This window comes from Streptomyces sp. NPDC043867, from assembly GCF_056435845.1.
In genome coordinates, this window is the sequence record NZ_JBWKDS010000001.1 from 287677 (window position 1) to 310319 (window position 22643).

The following is a 22643-nucleotide window of genomic DNA, read 5'->3' on the forward strand; positions in this document are numbered from 1 at the left end:
AGCTGTCGCCCCCCTCCAAGCTGTCCCCCCCCCCCCCCCCCCCGCTTTGTGCCCCCCCCCCCGGCAACCACACACGCCGGCGGGCGGCCACCCCCGCAGGGATGGCCGCCCGCCGACAGACGTACGCCTTACTGGTTGTACGGACCGTAGTCGTAGTCCTCCAGCGGAACGGCCTGGCCGGAGCCCGTGCCGAACGGCGAGTAGTCGATGTCGTCGTAGCCGACGGCCGAGTACATCGCGGCCTTGGCCTCCTCGGTCGGCTCGACCCGGATGTTGCGGTAGCGGGACAGACCCGTACCGGCCGGGATGAGCTTACCGATGATGACGTTCTCCTTGAGGCCGATCAGGGAGTCGGACTTGGCGTTGATCGCCGCGTCCGTCAGAACCCTGGTCGTCTCCTGGAAGGACGCCGCCGACAGCCACGACTCGGTGGCGAGCGAGGCCTTGGTGATACCCATCAGCTGCGGACGGCCGGAGGCCGGGTGGCCGCCTTCCTGGACCACACGACGGTTCTCGGTCTCGAACTTGCCGCGCTCGACCAGCTCGCCCGGCAGCAGCTCCGCGTCGCCGGACTCGATGATCGTCACCCGGCGGAGCATCTGCCGGATGATGATCTCGATGTGCTTGTCGTGGATCGACACACCCTGCGAGTTGTAGACCTTCTGGACTTCGCCGACCAGGTGGACCTGGACCGCGCGCTGACCGAGGATCCGCAGCACGTCGTGCGGGTTGGTGGCACCCACGGTGAGCTTCTGGCCCACTCCGACGTGGTCGCCCTCGCCCACCAGCAGACGGGCACGCTTCGAGATCGGGAACGCCGTCTCGTCGCTGCCGTCGTCGGGGGTGATGACGATCTTCTTGGTCTTCTCCGTCTCCTCGATGCGGACACGGCCGTCCGCCTCGGAGATCGGGGCGACACCCTTCGGCGTACGAGCCTCGAAGAGCTCGACGACACGGGGCAGACCCTGGGTGATGTCGTCACCGGCCACACCACCGGTGTGGAAGGTACGCATCGTCAGCTGGGTACCGGGCTCACCGATGGACTGGGCGGCGATGATGCCGACCGCCTCACCGATGTCGACCAGCTTGCCGGTGGCCAGCGAGCGGCCGTAGCACATGGCGCAGGTACCGACGGCGGACTCGCAGGTCAGGACCGAGCGGGTCTTGACCTCCTCGATGCCGTGCTTGACCAGCTCGTCGATGAGGACGTCGCCCAGGTCGGTGTTGGCCGGGGCCAGCACCACGCCGTCGACGACGATGTCCTCGGCCAGCGCACGTGCGTACACGCTGGTCTCGACGTTGTCCGCCTTGCGCAGGACGCCGTCGGCGCCGCGCTCGGCGATCGCCAGGCGCAGACCGCGGTCGGTGCCGCAGTCCTCCTCGCGGATGATGACGTCCTGCGAGACGTCGACCAGACGACGGGTGAGGTAACCCGAGTCGGCGGTACGCAGAGCCGTGTCGGCCAGACCCTTACGGGCACCGTGCGTGGAGATGAAGTACTCCAGCACGGACAGGCCCTCACGGAAGGACGCCTTGATGGGACGCGGGATCGTCTCGTTCTTGGCGTTCGACACCAGACCACGCATACCGGCGATCTGACGCATCTGCATCATGTTTCCGCGGGCACCCGAGTCGACCATCATGAAGATGGGGTTCGTCTTCGGGAAGTTCGCGTTCATCGCCTCGGCGACCTCGTTGGTCGCCTTGGTCCAGATCGCGATGAGCTCCTGCGTGCGCTCGTCCTTGGTGATCAGACCGCGCTCGTACTGCTTCTGGACCTTCTCGTCCTGCGCCTCGTAGCCCTTGACGATCTCCTTCTTCGCCTCGGGAACGACGATGTCGGAGATGGCCACGGTGACGCCGGAGCGGGTCGCCCAGAAGAAGCCGGCCGCCTTCAGGTTGTCGAGCGTCGCCGCCACGATGACCTTGGGGTAGCGCTCGGCGAGGTCGTTGACGATCTCGGAGAGCTGCTTCTTGCCGACCTCGTAGTCGACGAACGGGTAGTCCTCGGGCAGCAGCTCGTTGAAGAGCGCGCGGCCCAGGGTCGTCCGCAGCCGGAAGGTGTCACCCTGCTGCCACTCGGGCTCGCCCTCCTCGCGGGCCGGCGGGGTCCAGCCGCGCGGCGGGATGGTGCCCACCGGGAAGCGGATGTCCACGCGGGACTGCAGCGAGAGCTCGCCGGCGTCGAACGCCATGATCGCCTCGGCGACGGACGAGAAGGAGCGCTCCTCGCCCTTGACGTCGCGCAGCTCGCCGTCCGTGGTCAGGAAGAACAGACCGAGGACCATGTCCTGGGTCGGCATCGTGACCGGGCGGCCGTCGGCGGGCTTGAGGATGTTGTTCGAGGACAGCATCAGGATGCGGGCCTCGGCCTGCGCCTCCGCGGAGAGCGGCAGGTGCACGGCCATCTGGTCACCGTCGAAGTCCGCGTTGAACGCGGTGCAGACGAGCGGGTGGATCTGGATGGCCTTGCCCTCGACCAGCTGCGGCTCGAAGGCCTGGATGCCGAGGCGGTGCAGCGTCGGCGCACGGTTCAGCAGAACCGGGTGCTCGGCGATGACCTCTTCCAGGACGTCGTACACGACCGTGCGGCCGCGCTCGACCATCCGCTTGGCGCTCTTGATGTTCTGCGCGTGGTTCAGGTCGACCAGGCGCTTCATCACGAACGGCTTGAAGAGCTCCAGCGCCATGGCCTTCGGCAGACCGCACTGGTGCAGCTTCAGCTGCGGACCGACGACGATGACGGAACGCGCGGAGTAGTCCACACGCTTGCCGAGCAGGTTCTGACGGAATCGGCCCTGCTTGCCCTTCAGCATGTCGCTGAGGGACTTCAGCGGGCGGTTACCGGGACCGGTGACCGGGCGACCACGACGACCGTTGTCGAACAGGGCGTCGACGGCCTCCTGGAGCATGCGCTTCTCGTTGTTCACGATGATCTCGGGGGCGCCGAGGTCGAGAAGCCGCTTCAGGCGGTTGTTGCGGTTGATCACGCGGCGGTACAGGTCGTTCAGGTCGGAGGTCGCGAAGCGGCCACCGTCCAGCTGCACCATCGGACGCAGGTCCGGCGGGATGACCGGCACGCAGTCGAGGACCATGCCCTTGGGGCTGTTGGAGGTCTGCAGGAAGGCAGACACGACCTTCAGCCGCTTCAGCGCACGGGTCTTCTTCTGGCCCTTGCCGGTGCGGATGATCTCGCGGAGGCGCTCGGCCTCCTCGTCCAGGTCGAAGGACTCCAGGCGCTTCTGCAGCGCCGCGGCACCCATCGAACCGTCGAAGTACGTGCCGAAGCGGTCACGCAGCTCGCGGTAGAGGAGCTCGTCGCCCTCCAGGTCCTGGACCTTGAGGTTCTTGAACCGGGTCCACACCTCGTCGAGACGGTCGATCTCGCGCTGCGCACGGTCGCGCAGCTGCTTCATCTCGCGCTCGGCGCCCTCGCGCACCTTGCGGCGCACGTCGGCCTTCGCACCCTCGGCCTCGAGCTCGGCCAGGTCGGTCTCGAGCTTCTTGGCGCGGGCCTCGAGGTCGGCGTCGCGACGGTTCTCGACCTGCTGACGCTCGACGGAGACGTGCGCCTCCAGCGAGGGCAGGTCACGCGTGCGGCGCTCCTCGTCCACGTACGTGATCATGTACGCGGCGAAGTAGATGACCTTCTCGAGGTCCTTCGGGGCCAGGTCGAGCAGGTAGCCCAGGCGCGACGGGACGCCCTTGAAGTACCAGATGTGGGTGACGGGAGCGGCAAGCTCGATGTGACCCATCCGCTCACGACGCACCTTGGCGCGAGTGACCTCGACGCCGCAGCGCTCACAGATGATGCCCTTGAAGCGGACGCGCTTGTACTTGCCGCAGTAGCACTCCCAGTCCCGGGTCGGACCGAAGATCTTCTCGCAGAAGAGTCCGTCCTTCTCGGGCTTGAGCGTGCGGTAGTTGATGGTCTCGGGCTTCTTGACCTCGCCGTGGCTCCACTGACGGATGTCGTCAGCGGTTGCCAGACCGATCCGGAGCTCATCGAAGAAGTTGACGTCGAGCACTATGCGTCAATCCCTCTCAGGGTTGTAAGTCTTAGGGGTCTGAAACGGGGGTCCTGGGGCCGGCCGGGGCTCATCGCTGAGCCCCGGGCCGGACTCCCGTCAGACCTCTTCGACGCTGCTCGGCTCGCGCCGGGACAGGTCGATGCCGAGCTCTTCCGCAGCGCGGAAGACGTCCTCGTCGGTGTCGCGCATCTCGATGGACATGCCGTCCGAGGACAGCACCTCCACGTTGAGGCACAGGGACTGCATCTCCTTGATGAGCACCTTGAAGGACTCGGGGATGCCGGGCTCGGGGATGTTCTCGCCCTTGACGATGGCCTCGTAGACCTTCACGCGGCCGGTCACGTCGTCGGACTTGATGGTCAGCAGCTCCTGGAGGGCGTACGCGGCGCCGTATGCCTCCAGCGCCCACACCTCCATCTCACCGAAGCGCTGGCCACCGAACTGGGCCTTACCACCCAGCGGCTGCTGGGTGATCATCGAGTACGGACCGGTCGACCGGGCGTGGAGCTTGTCGTCGACCAGGTGGTGGAGCTTGAGGATGTACATGTAGCCGACCGAGATCGGCTCCGGGAACGGCTCGCCGGAGCGGCCGTCGAACAGCCTCGCCTTGCCGGACGGGAGCACCATGCGCTCGCCGTCGCGGTTCGGGATGGTGTGCTGCAGCAGACCCGCGAGCTCGTCCTCGCGCGCACCGTCGAAGACGGGGGTCGCGACGTTCGTGCCCGGGTCGACCTGGTCGGCGCCGATGGCCTGCAGGCGCTGCGCCCACTCCTCGCCGAGCCCGGAGACGTCCCAGCCGCGGCTGGCGAGCCAGCCGAGGTGGATCTCCAGGACCTGTCCCGGGTTCATTCGGGACGGGACACCCAGCGGGTTGAGGATGATGTCGACCGGGGTGCCGTCCTCCAGGAACGGCATGTCCTCGATCGGCAGGATCTTGGAGATGACGCCCTTGTTGCCGTGACGGCCGGCGAGCTTGTCACCGTCGGTGATCTTGCGCTTCTGCGCCACGTACACGCGCACCAGCTGGTTCACACCGGGGGGAAGCTCGTCGCCCTCCTCGCGGTCGAAGACGCGGACGCCGATGACCTTGCCGATCTCGCCGTGCGGCACCTTCAGCGAGGTGTCGCGCACCTCGCGCGCCTTCTCACCGAAGATCGCGCGGAGCAGGCGCTCCTCGGGGGTCAGCTCGGTCTCGCCCTTGGGCGTGACCTTGCCGACGAGGATGTCGCCGGCGACGACCTCGGCACCGATACGGATGATGCCGCGCTCGTCGAGGTCGGCGAGGACCTCCTCGGAGACGTTCGGGATGTCCCGGGTGATCTCCTCGGGGCCGAGCTTGGTGTCACGGGCGTCGACCTCGTGCTCCTCGATGTGGATCGAGGAGAGGACGTCGTCCTGCACGAGGCGCTGCGACAGGATGATCGCGTCCTCGTAGTTGTGACCCTCCCACGGCATGAACGCCACGAGCAGGTTCTTGCCGAGCGCCATCTCGCCGTTCTCGGTCGCCGGGCCGTCGGCCAGGACCTGTCCGGCGATGATCCGGGCGCCCTCGTCCACGACAACCTTCTGGTTGACCGAGGTGCCCTGGTTCGAGCGCGAGAACTTCGCGAGGCGGTACGTGGTGTACGTGCCGTCGTCGTTGGCGGTGGTGATGTAGTCCGCGGAGACCTCCTGGACCACACCGTCCTTCTCCGACTTCAGGACGTCACCGGCGTCGACCGCGCAGCGGTACTCCATGCCGGTGCCGACCAGCGGCGCCTCGGACTTGATCAGCGGAACGGCCTGACGCATCATGTTCGCGCCCATGAGGGCACGGTTGGCGTCGTCGTGCTCGAGGAACGGGATCATGGCGGTCGCGACCGACACCATCTGGCGCGGCGAGACGTCCATGTAGTCGACATCGTCGCCCGGGATGTAGTCGATCTCGCCGCCACGGCGGCGGACGAGGACGCGGGACTCCTCGAAGCGCATGTCCTCGGAGAGGATCGCGTTCGCCTGGGCGATGACGAAGCGGTCTTCCTCGTCGGCGGTCAGGTAGTCGACGTCGTCGGTGACGACACCCTCGACGACCTTGCGGTACGGGGTCTCGACGAACCCGAACGCGTTGACCCGGCCGTAGGAGGCGAGCGAGCCGATCAGACCGATGTTCGGGCCTTCGGGGGTCTCGATCGGGCACATGCGGCCGTAGTGCGAGGGGTGCACGTCACGGACCTCGAAGCCGGCCCGCTCACGCGACAGACCACCGGGACCCAGAGCCGAGAGACGACGCTTGTGCGTCAGACCCGACAGCGGGTTGTTCTGGTCCATGAACTGCGAGAGCTGGCTGGTGCCGAAGAACTCCTTGATGGAGGCGACGACCGGCCGGATGTTGATCAGGGTCTGGGGCGTGATCGCCTCGACGTCCTGGGTGGTCATCCGCTCGCGGACGACGCGCTCCATACGAGCCAGACCCGTGCGGACCTGGTTCTGGATGAGCTCGCCGACGTTGCGCAGACGACGGTTGCCGAAGTGGTCGATGTCGTCGGTCTCGACGACGATCGAGGTGCCGTTGTCACCGACGGTCTCGGTCTCACCGGCGTGCAGCTTCACCAGGTACTTGATCGTCGAGATGATGTCCTCGACGGTCAGGACGCCGGCGTCCAGCGGGGCTTCGCCGCCGAGCTTCTTGTTCACCTTGTAGCGGCCGACCTTGGCGAGGTCGTAGCGCTTGGGGTTGAAGTAGAGGTTCTCGAGCAGGGTCTGCGCGGCCTCACGGGTCGGCGGCTCGCCCGGACGCAGCTTGCGGTAGATGTCCAGGAGCGCGTCGTCCTGGCCCTGGGTGTGGTCCTTCTCCAGGGTGGCGCGCATGGACTCGTACTCGCCGAACTCCTCGAGGATCTGCTCGGTCGTCCAGCCGAGAGCCTTCAGGAGAACGGTGACGGACTGCTTGCGCTTGCGGTCGATGCGGACACCGACCATGTCGCGCTTGTCGATCTCCATCTCCAGCCAGGCACCCCGGGAGGGGATCACCTTGGCCGAGAAGATGTCCTTGTCGGACGTCTTGTCGATGGAGGAGTCGAAGTAGACACCCGGCGAGCGGACCAGCTGGGACACCACGACACGCTCGGTGCCGTTGATGACGAAGGTGCCCTTGTTGGTCATGAGCGGGAAGTCGCCCATGAAGACCGTCTGGGACTTGATCTCGCCGGTCTCGTTGTTGGTGAACTCGGCGGTGACGAAGAGCGGGGCCGCGAACGTGAAGTCGCGCTCCTTGCACTCGTCGATGGAGTTCTTGGGAGGCTCGAAGCGGTGGTCGCGGAAGGTCAGCGACATCGACCCGGAGAAGTCCTCGATCGGGGAGATCTCCTCGAAGATCTCCTCCAGACCGGACTTGGTGGGGACGTCCTGTCCGTTGTCCAGAGCCGCCTCGACACGAGCCTTCCACGCGTCGTTGCCGAGCAGCCAGTCGAAGCTCTCGGTTTGCAGCGCAAGAAGGTTCGGAACCTCGAGGGGCTCCTTGATCTTTGCAAAGGAGATGCGCAGCGGGGCGGTGCTGGCGCCGTTGTTCGTATTCGCGGTCGAGGCAGTGCGCGAGGCGGCCAAGAGGGGGTCCTTCCGAGGGCTCGGACTCACTACGCGCGTACCGGTCCCCGGCTGGTGCACCGGGACGGACCTTCCTCATTCGGCCGGAAAAACCAGCTCAGAGGTGATTCGATCATCGGTGCTCAAGCGAGGGCATGCCCCTGGTGACGGGCAGGAGGCAGCTAACAGGCAGCGCAAAGGGTCAGTGTAGCCACTAGGCCCACTGATGTCCAGTGCGGGTTTTTGAAGACCCTCGTTGCTCTCAACCCCTGCTGCAAGCCATGCCCTCGATGCACATCGATACTGCCCTCTTCGCCGCCGATCCATGCCTCGGATCCGGATCGTTGTGACGACGCGTCCTGAGAATTGCGCGCTCCGTGCGGTTCGTCAAGGCCCCCCAGGCCCGAACAAGGTGCTGCCCACGTCACTCGCCGCCCGCCCCGGGGTCCACCGGAGGCACGACGAAGATCACCATACTCGTCGCGACCGGCGGCGCAAGGCAGCCGCTCGGGGACCCCCTGAACGCCGAAGAGCGACCACCCAAGTGGGTGATCGCTCTTCGGTGCGTCGGCGTTACAGCGCTACGTGAGCGGCTGTGTCAGCGCGCGTGAGCCCCTCGCGGGACTCGTGGTGTTACTTGACCTCGACGGAGGCGCCGGCGCCCTTGAGGGACTCGGCGGCCTTCTCGGCGGCGTCCTTGGCGACCTTCTCGAGGACCGGCTTCGGAGCGCCGTCCACGAGGTCCTTGGCCTCCTTCAGACCCAGGGAGGTCAGCTCACGCACGACCTTGATGACCTGGATCTTCTTCTCGCCGGCACCCGTGAGGATGACGTCGAACTCGTCCTGCTCCTCAGCGGCCTCGGCCGGGGCGCCGGCAACCGGGCCACCGGCGACGGCGACCGGGGCGGCGGCGGTGACGTCGAACTTCTCCTCGAAGGCCTTCACGAACTCGGCGAGCTCGATGAGGGTGAGGTTCTCGAACTGCGCGAGCAGCTCTTCCTGGGACAGCTTCGCCATGATGGCGTCCTTCCACTAATTCGGCAGGTGCCGGATGTACTGGTGAGGCGGGCGTACGTTCGGCCCGCTGCGACCGTCGCCCTCAGGCGGCGGTCAATGCGCGAGCCGAATTACTCGGCACCGCCCTGCTCGGCCTGCTTGGCACGAAGCGCCTCCGCGGTGCGGACGAACTTCGAGGGAAGCGCCTGGAAGAGCGCGGCAGTCTGGGACTGCTTGCCCTTCATGGCACCCGCCAGCTTGGCGAGCAGAACCTCGCGGGACTCGAGGTCCGCAAGCTTCTTGATCTCGTCGGCGGACAGCGCCTTGCCGTCAAGGACACCGCCCTTGATGACGAGGTTGGGGTTGTCCTTGGCGAAGTCACGAAGACCCTTCGCCGACGTCACCGGGTCACCGGTGATGAAGGCAACCGCCGTCGGACCGTTGAACAGGTCGTCGAGCTGGTTGATCCCGGCCTCGTTGGCCGCGATCTTGGTCAGCGTGTTCTTCACCACGGCGTACTGGGCGTCTTCACCGAGCGAACGACGCAGCGTCTTGAGCTGCGCCACGGTGAGACCCCGGTACTCGGTCAGCACGGCGGCATTCGAGCTGCGGAACTGGTCCGCGAGCTCGGCTACCGCGGCAGCCTTGTCGGGCCTTGCCATAAGCGTGGCCTCCTTCCGGGTGATGAGGACCGCTCAGAAGAGGCCGACAAAACAAAACGCCCCGGCGCAGGCGCAGGGGCGTGGCTCGACCTTTTGTCCGCAAGCGAACTCCGGGGAGCACATCCACAGTCACCTACGCGGGTCGTCCGCAGTTTCAGCGGATCCTTCGGCCACCGCACTCCCTCACGAGCGCACGGCAACGACCAGCGGTCTTTGGCTTCTCCGGAAGAGTACGCGAACGCATCGCCGTCGAGCAAATCCGCCCGGAAGGCCCCCGTCCGGGCTCCGGTGCCCTCGCTCTCGCGAGGGTCCCGGATCGCCCGGCACGGGTGCCCGGCAGTCGCGTGACCAGGCGCTCAGCCCTCCTGGGCGTCCCGCAGGGTCTCGGCCAGGTCGACGGTGTCCCCGGCGGCCGGCGCGCGCACCGTCACCGGCTTGTTGAAGTCGAGGAAGGTGATCGTCATGTCGAGCGGGCCCTTGTCGGCGGCGCCCCGCATCCGGAACTGCTTGGTGTGCTCGTCCGGGTCGACCCACATGTCCATCGTGAGCTTGTCGATGCCCATGGCCTCGTACTGCTGGAGGCTCTTCTCCCGCGACTTCCGGGTGGCCTTGTCCTCGTCCTTGAGGGAGTCCCGGAACGCGTCGAGGGTGACCGTGCCCTTGTAGTGCGTGGTCTCGACGCCGTCCACCTTCTCGGTGCCGACCTTCTTCACGTCCTTGGAGCCGGTCAGGAAGGTCGATTCCTGTGCCGGGTTCTTCTTGACCTGGTCGTCCATGCCGGAGGCGCCGGCACCGGAGGAGCCGCCGTTCTTGTCCAGGCCACCGAACTTGATCCAGTGCTTGCCGTCCATCTCCTTGGCGGCAGCGGCACCCCCGCCCATGTACAGCGCGCCGTCGACGAACCGGAGCTCCACCTTCCCGGTGTCGGCCCCCGCGTCGAGCGCCGACATCTTCATGCTCATGGCCATCGGCTTCATGCTCATCGACGCCTCGGCCTCGACCCGGCCCTGCTCCGGGACCTTGCCGGTCATCCGGTACCGCAGGGACGTGATGTTCTCGGTGTTCTTCGCGGCCTCGGCCACGGCGGCCGCGGGCGCCATCGACGGCGACCGTCCGGCCTCGCTGTCGCTCTTGGAACAGGCGACGGCGCTCGTGCCGAAGGCGAGGACGGCGAGCGCCACGCCCAGCGTCCGACGTCGTGCGGCTGCGCGTACAGCGGTGTTCATGGTTCCCCCCAGGAAACGTCGAGCAGGTTCACAGCAAGGTCGTGAGCCTATCCCGGCCGCTCACGGCGGTCCCGCGAGTTCTCAGGGGGTCTCGGGGTCGACCAGGTCCGCGAAGTCGACCGTGTCGTCGGCGGGCGGCCGCTCGGGGGTGGCGAAGCGGGTGCCGTAGTCCGCGTAGTACGCCGTGGTCACCAGGGCGCCGGAGGAGGTCTGCCCGCGCTCGGACCGCTTGACCAGCAGGCCCCCGGCGTCGACCCAGATGTCGACCCTCTCCTCGCGGACGCCGGCCCCGGTGAACCACTTCTCGAGGTCGGCGACCTCGGCACGGGTGAGCCCCGGGCGGGGGGCGCCCAGTGCGGCGACGGTCACCGTGCCCGAGTAGTGCGTGGTGCGGGTGCCGCGGACCTGCTCCGTGCCGACCTCGCGGGTGTCGGGAGCCGCCAGCAGCAGTTCGACCGACTGCGCCGGGGTGAAGTTCGCTGAGGCGTCGTAGCCGTACTTGATCCAGTGCCTGCTGCGCCCGGAGACGGTGGCGAACCTGTCGCTCATCCTCGCGTAGTAGGTGTCGGAGACGAAGCGCGCCGGCGTGGACGCGTTGCCCATGTCCCGCATGGTCGCGGCCCAGCTGCCCCCGGTGTACGTGATCGTCAGGGTGCCGGAGAGGCCGTCGGACCAGCCGAGGACGCCCTTGGACCGCGTGGCGACCATGTCTCCCCTGGCCGCCGAGCAGTCGACGCGCGCCGAACCCGCCTCGCGGGTGCGGCTGCGGACCTCGCTCAGCGTTCTGGTGACGGCGGTGCGGGCCGCGGCCTCGCGGGGGTCGTCCGTGCGCGGGGGCTTCTTCCCCGCGGGGTGCGCCGGGCCGCACCCGCTGAGCGCGCCGCTCAGCACACCGATCACGGCCAACGGCAGGCCCGCGCGCCGCAGTACGGTGCTGATCATGTCCCCCCACCCCTGAGCGATGACTGTGATCCGCACGCTAGCGCAGGCCACCGGCACAGATGTCCCGATCGCTTGTCCCGGGGGCCCCGGACCCGGGGACGGAAGACGGACGGGCCCCGCACCTCGAAGGGTGCGGGGCCCGTCCTGGGTTCGCGTGCGCGACGCGGCTACCGGAGTGAGCGGGAGGCTCAGACGGCGGCCGGGTCCTCCTCGACGAGGAGGTTGCGGGTGCGGTTCGGGTCGACGGGAACGCCGGGGCCGATCGTGGTGCTGATCGCGGCCTTCTTGATGTAGCGACCCTTGGCGGCCGACGGCTTCAGACGAAGGATCTCGTCCAGCGCGGCGCCGTAGTTCTCCACCAGCTGGGTGTCGTCGAAGGACGCCTTGCCGATGATGAAGTGCAGGTTCGAGTGCTTGTCGACGCGGAACTCGATCTTGCCGCCCTTGATCTCGGTCACGGCCTTGGCCACGTCCGGGGTCACGGTGCCGGTCTTCGGGTTCGGCATCAGACCACGCGGGCCGAGGACACGGCCCAGGCGGCCGACCTTGCCCATGAGGTCCGGGGTGGCGACGACGGCGTCGAAGTCCAGACGGCCCTTCGCCACCTCGTCGATGAGCTCGTCGGAGCCGACGATGTCGGCGCCCGCGGCGGTCGCGGCCTCGGCACGGTCACCGGTCGCGAAGACCAGGACCCGGGCGGTCTTACCGGTGCCGTGCGGGAGGTTCACGGTGCCACGGACCATCTGGTCGGCCTTGCGCGGGTCGACACCCAGGCGGAAGGCGACCTCGACGGTGCCGTCGAACTTGCTCGTGGAGGTCTCCTTGGCGAGACGGACGGCCTCGAGCGGGGCGTAGAGCTTGTCCCGGTCGATCTTGGCGTCCGCAGCGCGGAGAGACTTGCTGCGCTTGCTCACTACTGCTCCTGTGTTCTCTGAGGAGTCGTGGTCCGGGCCGAGCAGGCCCTTCCACGGTTCAAGACTTACGAGGTGGGGTTCAGCCCTCGACCGTGATGCCCATGGAACGGGCGGTGCCGGCGATGATCTTCGACGCGGCGTCCAGGTCGTTGGCGTTCAGGTCGGGCATCTTCGTGGTGGCGATCTCGCGGACCTGCGCCTGGGTGATCTTGGCGACCTTGGTCTTGTGCGGCTCGCCGGAGCCCTTCTCCACGCCCGCGGCCTTGAGGATCATCTTCGCGGCCGGCGGTGTCTTGGTGATGAAGGTGAAGGAGCGGTCTTCGTAGACCGTGATCTCCACCGGGATCACCCAGCCACGCTGCGACTCGGTCGCGGCGTTGTAGGCCTTGCAGAACTCCATGATGTTGACGCCGTGCTGGCCCAGCGCGGGGCCGACAGGCGGAGCCGGGTTGGCGGCGCCGGCCTGGATCTGGAGCTTGATGAGCCCCGTGACCTTCTTCTTCTTGGGAGGCATTCCGGGTCCTCTTTCGTTTTCGCCTTCCTACGTCCGAGTCGCCCCAGACGGCTGCCCCGACCGGACCAATGATCCGTATGGAGGCATACCGCACAACGATAACGGGTATCTGTGCGCGGCCAAAAACCGAGCAGGTCAGACCGGCTGCGAGCGCCTGTCTGACCTGGTCGGAGGCATCTGTTCCAGAAGGGCTAGTTCTTCTGGATCTGGTCGAAGGAGAGCTCGACCGGGGTCTCGCGGCCGAAGATCTCGACGAGGCCCTTGACCTTCTTCGAGTCGGCGTTGATCTCGTTGATCGTCGCCTGCAGCGTCGCGAACGGGCCGTCGGTGACCGTGACCGAGTCGCCGACCTCGAAGTCCAGCACCTGGACTTCGAGCTTGCGGGCCGGAGCCGGCTTGCCCTCGGCCTCGGCGGCCTCGCGGGCGGCCTTCTCCTCCGCCTCCGGGGCGAGCATCTTGACGATCTCGTCCAGGGTCAGCGGGTACGGGTCGTAGGCGTTGCCCACGAAGCCGGTGACGCCGGGGGTGTTGCGGACGACGCCCCAGGACTCGTTCGTCAGGTCCATGCGCACCAGCACGTAGCCGGGGAGCTTGTTCTGACGGATGGTCTTGCGCTCACCGTTCTTGATCTGCGCGACCTCTTCCTGCGGCACCTCGGCCTGGAAGATGAAGTCCTCGACGTTCAGCGAGACGGCGCGCTGCTCGAGGTTGGTCTTCACGCGGTTCTCGTAACCGGCGTACGTGTGGATGACGTACCACTCGCCGGGCAGGGCGCGGAGTTCCTCGCGCAGAGCGGTGACAGGGTCGACCGGCTCGGCCTCTTCCTCGGCGTCCTCGGTGACGGCCTCGTCGGAGGCGGCGTCGTCCTCGGCGTCCTCGGCGTCCTCGGCGTCCGTGGCGGGCTCGTCGTCCTCGGTGGACTCGTCGGACTCGTCCTCGACGCTCAGAGCCGCTTCCTCGGCGGGCTCGCCCGCCTCGGCGTCGGCAGCCTCGGCCTGGTCCGGGTCCTCGGCGTCCGCCGCCTCAACGATGTCGAGCTCGTCCTCAGCGGACTCGACCGACTCGGTGGCGTCGTTCAGGTTCGGGTCAGACACGGTGGCTGCTTCTTCCTGGATACATGGGGGTGGAACACGCGAAAGGGGCGCCGGTGACGGCGCCCTTCGCTCTTGGCTCAGCCGAAGACGTACTTGGCGGCGTGATCGAGTCCATAGTCAATCACGGTGACCAGACCGATCATGATGATGACGAAGACGATCACTACGGTCGTGTACGTCGTCAGCTGATGGCGGGACGGCCAGACGACCTTGCGGAGCTCCGCGACGATCTGGCGGTAGAAGAGGGCAAGGCGCTTCAGCGGGCCCTTCTTGGCACGCTTGCCGCCCTTGCGGGTCTTCTTGGACTCCGGCGCCTCGTCCTGGGCATCAGGCATGTCGATGGAGCCCACGGCGTCCGTCACTCGTCCTCACCTGATTCCGGGTCGTGGCCGCGCCGCGCCCGGTTGAGCCGCACGGCGGTGCAAAGCAGTACGTACATGCGCACACATCCTGGCGAAGGAGTGTGTAGCAGGGCCGGAGGGACTTGAACCCCCAACCGCTGGTTTTGGAGACCAGTGCTCTACCAATTGAGCTACGACCCTTTGGTTCCCCCAACGTACCGCATCCGCCCGGGTGCTCGGTGTGCACCGGGAGGGCGCGGCCGGTGAAGGCCAACGAGGTGAGAGTGTACGTGCTCGGCGGCCGGTCGTCGAACAGAAAGTGTCCGTACGAGCTTTGTCCGTGGTCGATCCGCGGGTGTTCAGTCTGTGAAACCCGCGTACCCGGGACGTTTCCGGTCTGAAACTATGGGCGCCATGAGCGCTGCAACCCCTCCCACCGAGCGCCGGGTATCCGCCCGGATCGGTGCGATCTCCGAGTCCGCCACCCTCGCCGTGGACGCCAAGGCGAAGGCCCTCAAGGCCGCCGGGCGTCCGGTGATCGGCTTCGGCGCCGGTGAGCCCGACTTCCCGACCCCGGACTACATCGTCGAAGCCGCCGTCGAGGCGTGCAAGAACCCGAAGTACCACCGCTACACGCCGGCGGGCGGTCTGCCCGAGCTGAAGGCCGCGATCGCCGCGAAGACGCTGCGCGACTCCGGCTACGAGCCGGACGTCTCCGAGGTCCTCGTGACCAACGGCGGCAAGCAGGCCATCTACGAGGCCTTCGCCGCGATCCTCGACCCGGGCGACGAGGTCATCGTCCCGGCGCCGTACTGGACGACCTACCCGGAGTCGATCCGGCTCGCCGGTGGCGTGCCGGTCGAGGTGGTCGCCGACGAGACCACCGGCTACCGCGTCTCGGTCGAGCAGCTGGAGGCCGCCCGCACGGAGAAGACCAAGGTCGTCCTCTTCGTCTCGCCCTCGAACCCGACCGGCGCGGTCTACACCGAGGCCGAGACCGAGGCCATCGGCCGCTGGGCCGTCGAGCACGGCCTGTGGGTGCTCACCGACGAGATCTACGAGCACCTGGTCTACGGGGACGCGGTCTCCGTGTCGCTGCCGGCCCTGCTGCCGGAGCTGCGCGACAAGTGCATCGTCGTCAACGGCGTCGCCAAGACCTACGCGATGACCGGCTGGCGCGTGGGCTGGATCATCGGCCCCAAGGACGTCGTCAAGGCCGCGACCAACCTGCAGTCGCACGCCACGTCGAACGTCTCCAACGTGGCCCAGGTCGCCGCGCTGGCCGCCGTGTCGGGCGACCTGGAGGCGGTCGCGAAGATGCGTGAGGCCTTCGACCGGCGCCGCAAGACCATCGTGCGCATGCTGAACGAGATCCACGGCGTGCTCTGCCCGGTGCCCGAGGGTGCTTTCTACGCGTACCCCTCGGTGAAGGCGCTGCTCGGCAAGGAGATCCGCGGCAGGCGCCCGCAGAACACGGTCGATCTCGCCGCGCTCATCCTGGAGGAGGCGGAGGTCGCGGTCGTCCCGGGCGAGGCCTTCGGCACGCCGGGTTACCTGCGTCTGTCGTACGCGCTGGGTGACGACGACCTGGCCGAGGGTGTCTCGCGGATCCAGAAGCTGCTGGCGGAGGCTCGCGACTGACACGGTCGTACGCCGTAAGGGGCGTCGTTCTCCTTTTCGCGCTCCACGCGCGGGTGCGGGCCGTCCTCCTCCGGGAGGGCGGTCCGCTTCTTCGTTCGGGCAAGACCACGATCAGGGAAAACGCTACCGGCGGGGCATTCCCGTACGGCAGGATCCTGGGATGGAGCGTGTACGTGATCTCTCTGAACTGCCCAAGGCCCATCTGCACCTGCACTTCACGGGGTCCATGCGCCCCAGCACGTTGCTCGAGCTGGCCGACAGGCACGGTGTCCGGCTGCCGGACGCGCTGACCGGCGCGGAGCCGCCGCAGCTGCGGGCGACCGACGAGCGGGGCTGGTTCCGTTTCCAGCGGCTGTACGACGCGGCCCGGTCGTGCCTGCAGGATCCCGAGGACATCCGGCGTCTGGTGCGCGAGGCCGCCGAGGAGGACCTGAGGGACGGCTCGGGGTGGCTGGAGATCCAGGTCGACCCGACGTCGTACGCGCCTCGCCTGGGCGGGCTCATCCCGGCCATGGAGGTCATCCTGGACGCGGTGGACTCGGCCGTGCGGGAGACCGGCCTCGGGATGCGGGTCGTGGTGGCCGCGAACCGGATGAAGCACCCGCTGGACGCCCGCACGCTGGCCCGCCTGGCGGTGCGGTACGCGGACCGCGGCATCGTCGGCTTCGGGCTCTCCAACGACGAACGGCGAGGCATGGCGCGGGACTTCGACCGGGCCTTCGCGATCGCGCGCGAGGGCGGGCTGCTGTCGGCGCCGCACGGCGGCGAGCTCGCCGGGCCCTCGTCGGTGCGGGACTGCCTGGACGACCTGCACGCCACGCGGATCGGGCACGGAGTGCGGGCCGCCGACGACCCGCGGCTGATGAAGCGGCTGGCGGACCGCCAGGTGACCTGCGAGGTCTGCCCGGCGTCCAACGTCGCCCTCGGTGTCTACGAGAAGCCCGAGGACGTACCCCTGAGAACTCTGTTCGAAGCCGGGGTCCCGATGGCCCTCGGGGCGGACGACCCGCTCCTGTTCGGCTCGCGTCTCGCCGCCCAGTACGAGATCGCCCGCCGCCACCACGGCTTCAGCGACGCGGAACTGGCCGAGCTGGCCCGGCAGTCCATCCGCGCCTCGGCCGCCCCGGAGGACGTCCGCGCGAAGCTGCTGTCCGGCGTCGACGACTGGCTCGCCTCGTGAGGCCCTTCGGCCCGGTCGGACGGCTCCGTCGCCTCAGAGGCTGACGCCCACCGTCACCGGCTCGTTGACCAGCGTGATCCCGAAGGCGTCACGCACGCCTTCGACGACCTCGCGGGCGAGCGCGAGCAGGTCGTCGGTGGTGGCCCCGCCGCGGTTGGTGAGCGCGAGGGTGTGCTTGGTGGAGATCCGGGCGGGCCCGGTGCCGTAGCCCTTGGTGAAGCCGGCCTTGTCGATCAGCCAGGCCGCGGAGGTCTTGGTGTGGCTGTCCCCGGCCGGGTACGCCGGTGCCATGACGTCGTCGCCGAGCCGCTCCCGCACGCGCGCGTGGAACGCGGCGAACTCCTCGTGGGTGAGGATCGGGTTGGTGAAGAACGATCCGGCCGACCAGGTGTCGTGGTCCTCGGGGTCGAGGACCATCCCCTTGCCCGACCGCAGCTTCAGGACGGTCTCCCGGGCGGCGGCGAGGGGCACGCGGTCGCCCGGCTCGACGCCGAGGGCGCGCGCCGTCTCGGCGTACTTGACCGGCGCGGAGAGCCCGGCCGCGTCCTCGAGCTCGAAGCGGACGCGCAGGACGACGTAGCGCTCGGGGTCCGCCTTGAAGCGGCTGTGGCGGTACGAGAAGGCGCAGTCGGCGTTGGCGAGGGTGACCGTCTCGCGCGTGACGCGGTCGTACGCGACCACCTCGGTGATGGCCGACGACACTTCCTGGCCGTACGCGCCGACGTTCTGGATGGGGGTCGCGCCCGCCGAGCCGGGGATGCCGGCGAGGCACTCGACGCCGGCGAGTCCGGCCTCGACGGTGCGGGCGACCGCGTCCGTCCACACCTCGCCGGCGGCCAGCTCCAGCCGCGTGCCGTCGAGTTCGACGCCGGTCGTGGCGATGCGCAGGGCCGTCCCGGCGAAGCCCTTGTCGCCGATGACCAGGTTCGATCCGCCGCCGATGAGCAGCAGCGGTGTCCCGCTGTCGTCGGCCTCGCGGACGGCGGCGATCACCTCGGCGTCGGTCGTGGCGGTGATCAGCCGGTCGGCGGGGCCGCCGAGCCGGAAGGTGGTCAGGGGGGCGAGCGGAGCGTCGTGGAGTTCCTGCACGGGCTCAAGAGTACGAGAGAGCGGGGGAGCATCCGCCCACCGGTGGGGGCCCGGAGCATGTCCGGCCGCCCCGGGAGCCCCGGTACGGCTGGCACGCCGAAGGGGGCGGTCCGGCCCGTCGGGCCGGACCGCCCCCTTCCGGGCAGTGGACGCTCAGGTCGCGACGGCTTCCCTGGCCGGCTCCCCGGACGGGGCGGGGGTGCCGGGGCCGGCGGGCGGTGCCGCGCGCCGTGCGGACGGGACGGCCAGGGCCGCCATCGCCGCGACGGCCACCACGGCGGCTCCCACCCACAGCGCGGGCCGCAGCCCGTCCACGAAGCTCTGCGCGGACTCGTAACCGCCCTGGGCGGCGAAGATCGAGGACATCACGGCGATGCCGAGGGCGCCGCCGACCTCGCGGAGGGCGTTGTTGGCGCCGGAGGCGATGCCCTGCTCCCCGGGGTGGACGCTGGACATGACCAGGGCCGCGGCCGGGGCGAAGTACAGGGCCATTCCGATGCCGCTGAGGATCAGACCGGGCAGCTGTCCCGAGTAGGAGACGTCGGCGGTGACGACGGCGGCGAGATAGGCGAGCCCGGCGGCCTGCAGGAAGAGCCCGGCGGCGACGACCGGGCGGCCGCCGATGCGGTCGGAGAGGTAACCGGCGATCGGTGCGACGAGCATCGGCATCCCGGTCCAGGGCAGCATCCGCAGTCCGGCCTCGGTGGGCGAGTAGCCGAGGACGCCCTGCATGTACTGGCTGAGCAGGAAGATCGAGCCGAACATCCCGAGGAACATGAGCAGGCTCGCGGCGTTGATCCCGGCGAAGGCGGGCGAGCGGAAGAGCCGCATCGGCAGCATCGGGGCCTTGGCACGGATGCCGTGGTGGACGAATCCGCCCAGCAGCGCGGTGCCCGCGACGAGAGCGAACAGGACGAATCCGCTGGTCCAGCCGTCGACGGGCCCGCGGACCAGCCCGTACACGATTCCGAAGAGGCCGCCGCTGGCGAGGACCGTGCCGGTGATGTCGAGCGGGGCGCCGCTGCCGTACGACTCGGCCAGGCGCAGCCGGGCGAGCGGCAGCAGCGCCAGACCCAGCGGAACGTTCAGCCAGAAGATCCAGTGCCAGGACACGTGTTCGGTGAGACTGCCGCCGATGAGGGGTCCGGAGGCGACGGCGAGGCCGTTCACGGCTCCCCAGATCCCGTACACCATCCCGCGCCTGGCGGCCGGGACCGCGGCCGTCAGCAGGGTCAGCGTCAGCGGCATCATGATCGCGGCTCCGACACCCTGGACCGCGCGGGCGGCGATCAGCGAGTCGATGCCGGGTGCCATGGCCGCGGCGGCGGAGGACGCGGTGAAGACGGTGAGCCCGACGAGGAACAGCCGGCGGCGGCCGAACCGGTCACCGAGCGCCGCGCCGAACATCAGCAGCACGGCGAAGGTGAGCGTGTACGCGCTCACGGTCCATTCGAGGTCGTCCAGCGCTCCCCCGAGGTCCTCGCGGATGGAGGGCAGGGCGGTGGTGACGACGAGGTTGTCCAGGGCCGCCATGAAGCCTGCGACGCTGGTGATGACGAGGGCCCAGGCGGTTCCCCCGCGACGGGCGTTCTGCTGCGACATCTCTCCCCAGAGGATGTTGGATCTTACCGGTTAGTTATTGATGACTAACTTTTCTGTGCAGAAAGGAGCGCCCAGAGCGACCCGTTCGTCTACTTCTCCAGCCGGCCGTTGACCCGCGCCGACGGGTAGATCCCTTCCCAGACCCGGTGCTCCGGCGGGAAGCCCATGGCGTTCAAGCAGTTGATGAGCATCCCGTACGCCATGAAGGCCGTCGTGTCGTCGACGTCGGCGCCGAGCGAGAGATGGACGGTATCCCACAGCCGCATCCAGCCGGCCCGCACCCTCTCCCCGAACTCGCGCTCGCCGGCCTGTTCGGCCGCGGCCACCGCCAGATACATCTGCATCTGCATCATCAGCCGCTCCGGCTGCTCGGCGATGACCCTGCTGTACGCGTTCCCCATGGCCAGCCGGGCCTCTTCGCCGTCGAGTCCCGCGGAGGCCTCCTCGAAGGTGCGGATCGTGTCCTCCACGCACCGCTCGGCGGCCGCGAGGAAGATCGCCTTTTTGCTGGGGAAGAGCCGGAAAAGATACGGCTGCGAGACGCCGACGCGCTTGGCGATCGCCTCCGTCGACGTGCCGTAGTAACCACCGCGGGCGAACTCGCTCGTCGCCGCGCGGATGACGCTCTCGCGCCTCTCCTCCGCGCTCATCCTGACCATGCGAGAAAGTTAGTACTCAATCACTAACTTCGTCAAGAGGGCCGGCGCCCTCTCCGGAACGCCCGCCGACCGACGAGCGTTAATGCAGGCAGGGGGCCAGACACCCGTAAGGGGCGCCCCCCCATGGAGGACGCCCCTTACATCGCGTGGACTCACGGCGGGCCCGGTGCTCGAGCGGCCGACGTCAGGCCGGCGCGGGAGCCCCAGCGTCCGGCGCCAGGGTCGGCACTGGGTCCGGCGCGCGGGGGCCGGGCGGCACTCGGTCCGGCGCGCGGGCTGACGTCCGGCGCTCACACCGGGGCCCTCGCCTGCGTCCGGCGCTTTCGCCAGGATCCGCCGGCGCTCACGCCAGTCGTACGACCGCCCGTGACATCCCGAGCACCTTCTGTCCGGCGCTCATCGCCGTGAGGTCGACGCGGACGGTGTTGTCGTCGAGCTTGGCCGCGACCTTGGCGCTGACCTCGATGGTCGCGCCGTGATCGTCGTTCGGGACGACGACCGGCCTGGTGAAGCGGACGCCGTACTCGACGACCGCGCCCGGGTCGCCCGCCCAGTCGGTGACGACGCGGACGGCCTCGGCCATCGTGAACATGCCGTGCGCGATGACGTCGGGGAGACCGACCTCGACCGCGAACTTCTCGTTCCAGTGGATCGGGTTGAAGTCCCCGGAGGCGCCCGCGTACCGCACGAGCGTGGCACGCGTCACGGGGAAGACCTGGGCCGGCAGCACGGTGCCGACCTCGACGTCCGCGTAAGAGATCTTCGCCGTCATGTCAGCCCTCCTCCGCCGCACGCGCGACGAGCTTCGTGCGAGCCGTCACCACGTGCTCGCCCGTCTCGTCGTGGACCTCGCCGCGGATGTCCACGACGTCGTTGCCCGCGAGGGACTTGATCGACTCGATGGTCGAGGTGACCGTGAGCCGGTCGCCCGCGCGCACCGGCCGGGTGTAGGCGAACTTCTGGTCGCCGTGCACCACGCGGTTCCAGTCGAGGCCCAGTTGGGGGTCCTGGACGACCTGCCCCGCGGCCTTGAAGGTGATCGCGAAGACGAAGGTCGGCGGGGCGATCACATCGGCGTACCCGAGCGCCTTGGCGGCGTCGGGGTCCGTGTACGCGGGGTTGGCGTCCCCCACGGCCTCCGCGAACTCGCGGATCTTCTCCCGGCCGACCTCATAGGGGTCGGTGGGCGGGTAGGACCGCCCCACGAAGGACTGGTCGAGCGCCATGGACTCGGCACCTCCTGGTTTCAGCCGGAACAACGAGTCTCAGCCGAGGCCCACGGGTGGGACGCTCGGCGGGTGAACGACGCGAGGCCGCCCCCGTTGCTGGGGACGGCCTCGTGTACGAGCCTGAAACTATCGCGTTTCGCGGTGCGCGGTGTGCGCGTTGCAACGCGGGCAGTGCTTCTTCATCTCCAGTCGGTCCGGGTTGTTACGCCGGTTCTTCTTGGTGATGTAGTTCCGCTCCTTGCACTCCACGCAGGCCAGCGTGATCTTCGGGCGGACGTCGGTGGCAGCCACAGGAGTGCTCCTTGACGAACGGATGGGACGATTAACGCATAGAAGAGTAGCCGATCGAAGGACCGACCCAACAATCGGCTACTGTCAGTAGCGGTGACCGGACTTGAACCGGTGACACAGCGATTATGAGCCGCTTGCTCTACCGACTGAGCTACACCGCTGAGATGCGATCGGGCCCCGCCTTGCGACGGGAACCTCACACACCAGAGCCCCAATACGGAATCGAACCGTAGACCTTCTCCTTACCATGGAGACGCTCTGCCGACTGAGCTATTGGGGCGAGCGATGAAGACATTACACGGTCGGTCGCCGATCGCCCAAATCCGTTTCGCGGCACCTGCCCCGGGGTGTCTCCCACCCGTCACTCAGGGCGTCTGGCGGCCGTACTCCGGGCGCTCGGCGGGGTGAGTCGCGGCCGTACTCCGGGGGTTCCGCGGCCCCCACGAGCGGCCTCTGAGAAGGGCCGATCGGCTCGGGTACCGCACGGTCGTCGCCGCGAAGGGCGCGCAGTCGTCACCCGGCGATGCTCGTGGGGAGACGGCAGTGACTCCTGAGGCGCGGGAGCCCACGCGGGGCTCTGGAGGCACGTTGGTCCGGGAGTCGGATCGTGTCCTCGTTCGGCCCGGTCGAAGCCTCCCCCTCGGCCCATTCGTCGTATCCGGTCAACACGA

Annotated in this window: 18 protein-coding genes and 3 tRNA genes; 2 read left to right on the plus strand and 19 right to left on the minus strand. The window is 68.4% G+C overall.

All coding sequences use genetic code 11. The features are described 5' to 3' along the window. Positions 1 to 128: 128 nt before the first annotated feature. From AC069T_RS01480 to AC069T_RS01530, 11 genes are all read right to left on the minus strand, one after another. Positions 129 to 4028: a DNA-directed RNA polymerase subunit beta' gene (locus AC069T_RS01480; protein ID WP_478780746.1), complete on the minus strand. Its 3900-nt coding sequence runs from the start codon at positions 4026 to 4028 to the stop codon at positions 129 to 131. A gap of 99 nt (positions 4029 to 4127) precedes the next feature. Further along, complete coding sequence (gene rpoB / locus AC069T_RS01485; protein ID WP_478780747.1) at positions 4128 to 7613, minus strand: DNA-directed RNA polymerase subunit beta; 3486 nt, start codon at positions 7611 to 7613, stop codon at positions 4128 to 4130. A 612-nt stretch (positions 7614 to 8225) separates the two neighbouring features. After that, positions 8226 to 8609 carry a 50S ribosomal protein L7/L12 gene (gene rplL / locus AC069T_RS01490; RefSeq protein WP_478780748.1) on the minus strand — a complete coding sequence of 128 codons (384 nt, stop codon included), beginning with the start codon at positions 8607 to 8609 and terminating at the stop codon, positions 8226 to 8228. Between the two features lie 110 nt (positions 8610 to 8719). Beyond that, positions 8720 to 9250, minus strand: a complete 531-nt coding sequence (rplJ, locus tag AC069T_RS01495) for a 50S ribosomal protein L10 (protein ID WP_358852973.1) — start codon at positions 9248 to 9250, stop codon at positions 8720 to 8722. 356 nt (positions 9251 to 9606) lie between these two features. Beyond that, positions 9607 to 10476: an SCO4651 family lipoprotein gene (locus tag AC069T_RS01500; protein ID WP_478780749.1), complete on the minus strand. Its 870-nt coding sequence runs from the start codon at positions 10474 to 10476 to the stop codon at positions 9607 to 9609. A gap of 81 nt (positions 10477 to 10557) precedes the next feature. Further along, positions 10558 to 11418: an SCO4651 family lipoprotein gene (locus AC069T_RS01505; RefSeq protein WP_478780750.1), complete on the minus strand. Its 861-nt coding sequence runs from the start codon at positions 11416 to 11418 to the stop codon at positions 10558 to 10560. A 188-nt stretch (positions 11419 to 11606) separates the two neighbouring features. Then, positions 11607 to 12332, minus strand: a complete 726-nt coding sequence (gene rplA / locus AC069T_RS01510) for a 50S ribosomal protein L1 (protein WP_358852976.1) — start codon at positions 12330 to 12332, stop codon at positions 11607 to 11609. Between the two features lie 79 nt (positions 12333 to 12411). Further along, positions 12412 to 12846 carry a 50S ribosomal protein L11 gene (gene rplK, locus AC069T_RS01515; protein ID WP_030359033.1) on the minus strand — a complete coding sequence of 145 codons (435 nt, stop codon included), beginning with the start codon at positions 12844 to 12846 and terminating at the stop codon, positions 12412 to 12414. Positions 12847 to 13037: 191 nt separating this feature from the next. Further along, on the minus strand, positions 13038 to 13940 hold the full coding sequence (nusG, locus tag AC069T_RS01520) for a transcription termination/antitermination protein NusG (protein ID WP_478780751.1): 903 nt from the start codon (positions 13938 to 13940) through the stop codon (positions 13038 to 13040). Positions 13941 to 14017: 77 nt separating this feature from the next. Further along, positions 14018 to 14302: a preprotein translocase subunit SecE gene (gene secE / locus AC069T_RS01525; RefSeq protein WP_478780752.1), complete on the minus strand. Its 285-nt coding sequence runs from the start codon at positions 14300 to 14302 to the stop codon at positions 14018 to 14020. Between the two features lie 107 nt (positions 14303 to 14409). Further along, positions 14410 to 14482, minus strand: a tRNA-Trp gene (locus AC069T_RS01530). A gap of 213 nt (positions 14483 to 14695) precedes the next feature. On the opposite strand from AC069T_RS01530, the gene AC069T_RS01535 reads away from it, so the two are divergent. Both AC069T_RS01535 and AC069T_RS01540 read left to right on the plus strand, forming a co-directional pair. Next, complete coding sequence (locus tag AC069T_RS01535) at positions 14696 to 15922, plus strand: pyridoxal phosphate-dependent aminotransferase (RefSeq protein WP_478780753.1); 1227 nt, start codon at positions 14696 to 14698, stop codon at positions 15920 to 15922. A gap of 160 nt (positions 15923 to 16082) precedes the next feature. Continuing rightward, a complete protein-coding gene (locus AC069T_RS01540) occupies positions 16083 to 17102 on the plus strand; it encodes an adenosine deaminase (RefSeq protein ID WP_478780754.1) in 1020 nt (339 codons plus the stop codon). Between the two features lie 33 nt (positions 17103 to 17135). Here AC069T_RS01540 and AC069T_RS01545 read toward each other — a convergent pair whose 3' ends face one another. The 8 genes from AC069T_RS01545 to AC069T_RS01580 all read right to left on the minus strand — a co-directional run bounded on the left by AC069T_RS01545 (position 17136) and on the right by AC069T_RS01580 (position 22252). After that, entirely contained in the window at positions 17136 to 18191 is a 1056-nt protein-coding gene (locus AC069T_RS01545) for a UDP-N-acetylmuramate dehydrogenase (RefSeq protein ID WP_478780755.1), read from the minus strand. Positions 18192 to 18344: 153 nt separating this feature from the next. Further along, positions 18345 to 19793: an MFS transporter gene (locus AC069T_RS01550; protein ID WP_478780756.1), complete on the minus strand. Its 1449-nt coding sequence runs from the start codon at positions 19791 to 19793 to the stop codon at positions 18345 to 18347. Between the two features lie 89 nt (positions 19794 to 19882). Further along, positions 19883 to 20452, minus strand: a complete 570-nt coding sequence (locus AC069T_RS01555) for a TetR/AcrR family transcriptional regulator (protein WP_478780757.1) — start codon at positions 20450 to 20452, stop codon at positions 19883 to 19885. Between the two features lie 343 nt (positions 20453 to 20795). Next, positions 20796 to 21224, minus strand: coding sequence for a MaoC family dehydratase (locus tag AC069T_RS01560; protein ID WP_478780758.1), 429 nt, complete (start codon positions 21222 to 21224; stop codon positions 20796 to 20798). A gap of 1 nt (position 21225) precedes the next feature. Beyond that, on the minus strand, positions 21226 to 21678 hold the full coding sequence (locus tag AC069T_RS01565) for an FAS1-like dehydratase domain-containing protein (protein WP_478780759.1): 453 nt from the start codon (positions 21676 to 21678) through the stop codon (positions 21226 to 21228). 129 nt (positions 21679 to 21807) lie between these two features. Then, on the minus strand, positions 21808 to 21972 hold the full coding sequence (rpmG, locus tag AC069T_RS01570) for a 50S ribosomal protein L33 (RefSeq protein ID WP_003948671.1): 165 nt from the start codon (positions 21970 to 21972) through the stop codon (positions 21808 to 21810). Between the two features lie 88 nt (positions 21973 to 22060). Next, positions 22061 to 22133 (minus strand) — tRNA-Met (locus AC069T_RS01575). 46 nt (positions 22134 to 22179) lie between these two features. Beyond that, positions 22180 to 22252, minus strand: a tRNA-Thr gene (locus AC069T_RS01580). Positions 22253 to 22643 lie beyond the last annotated feature (391 nt).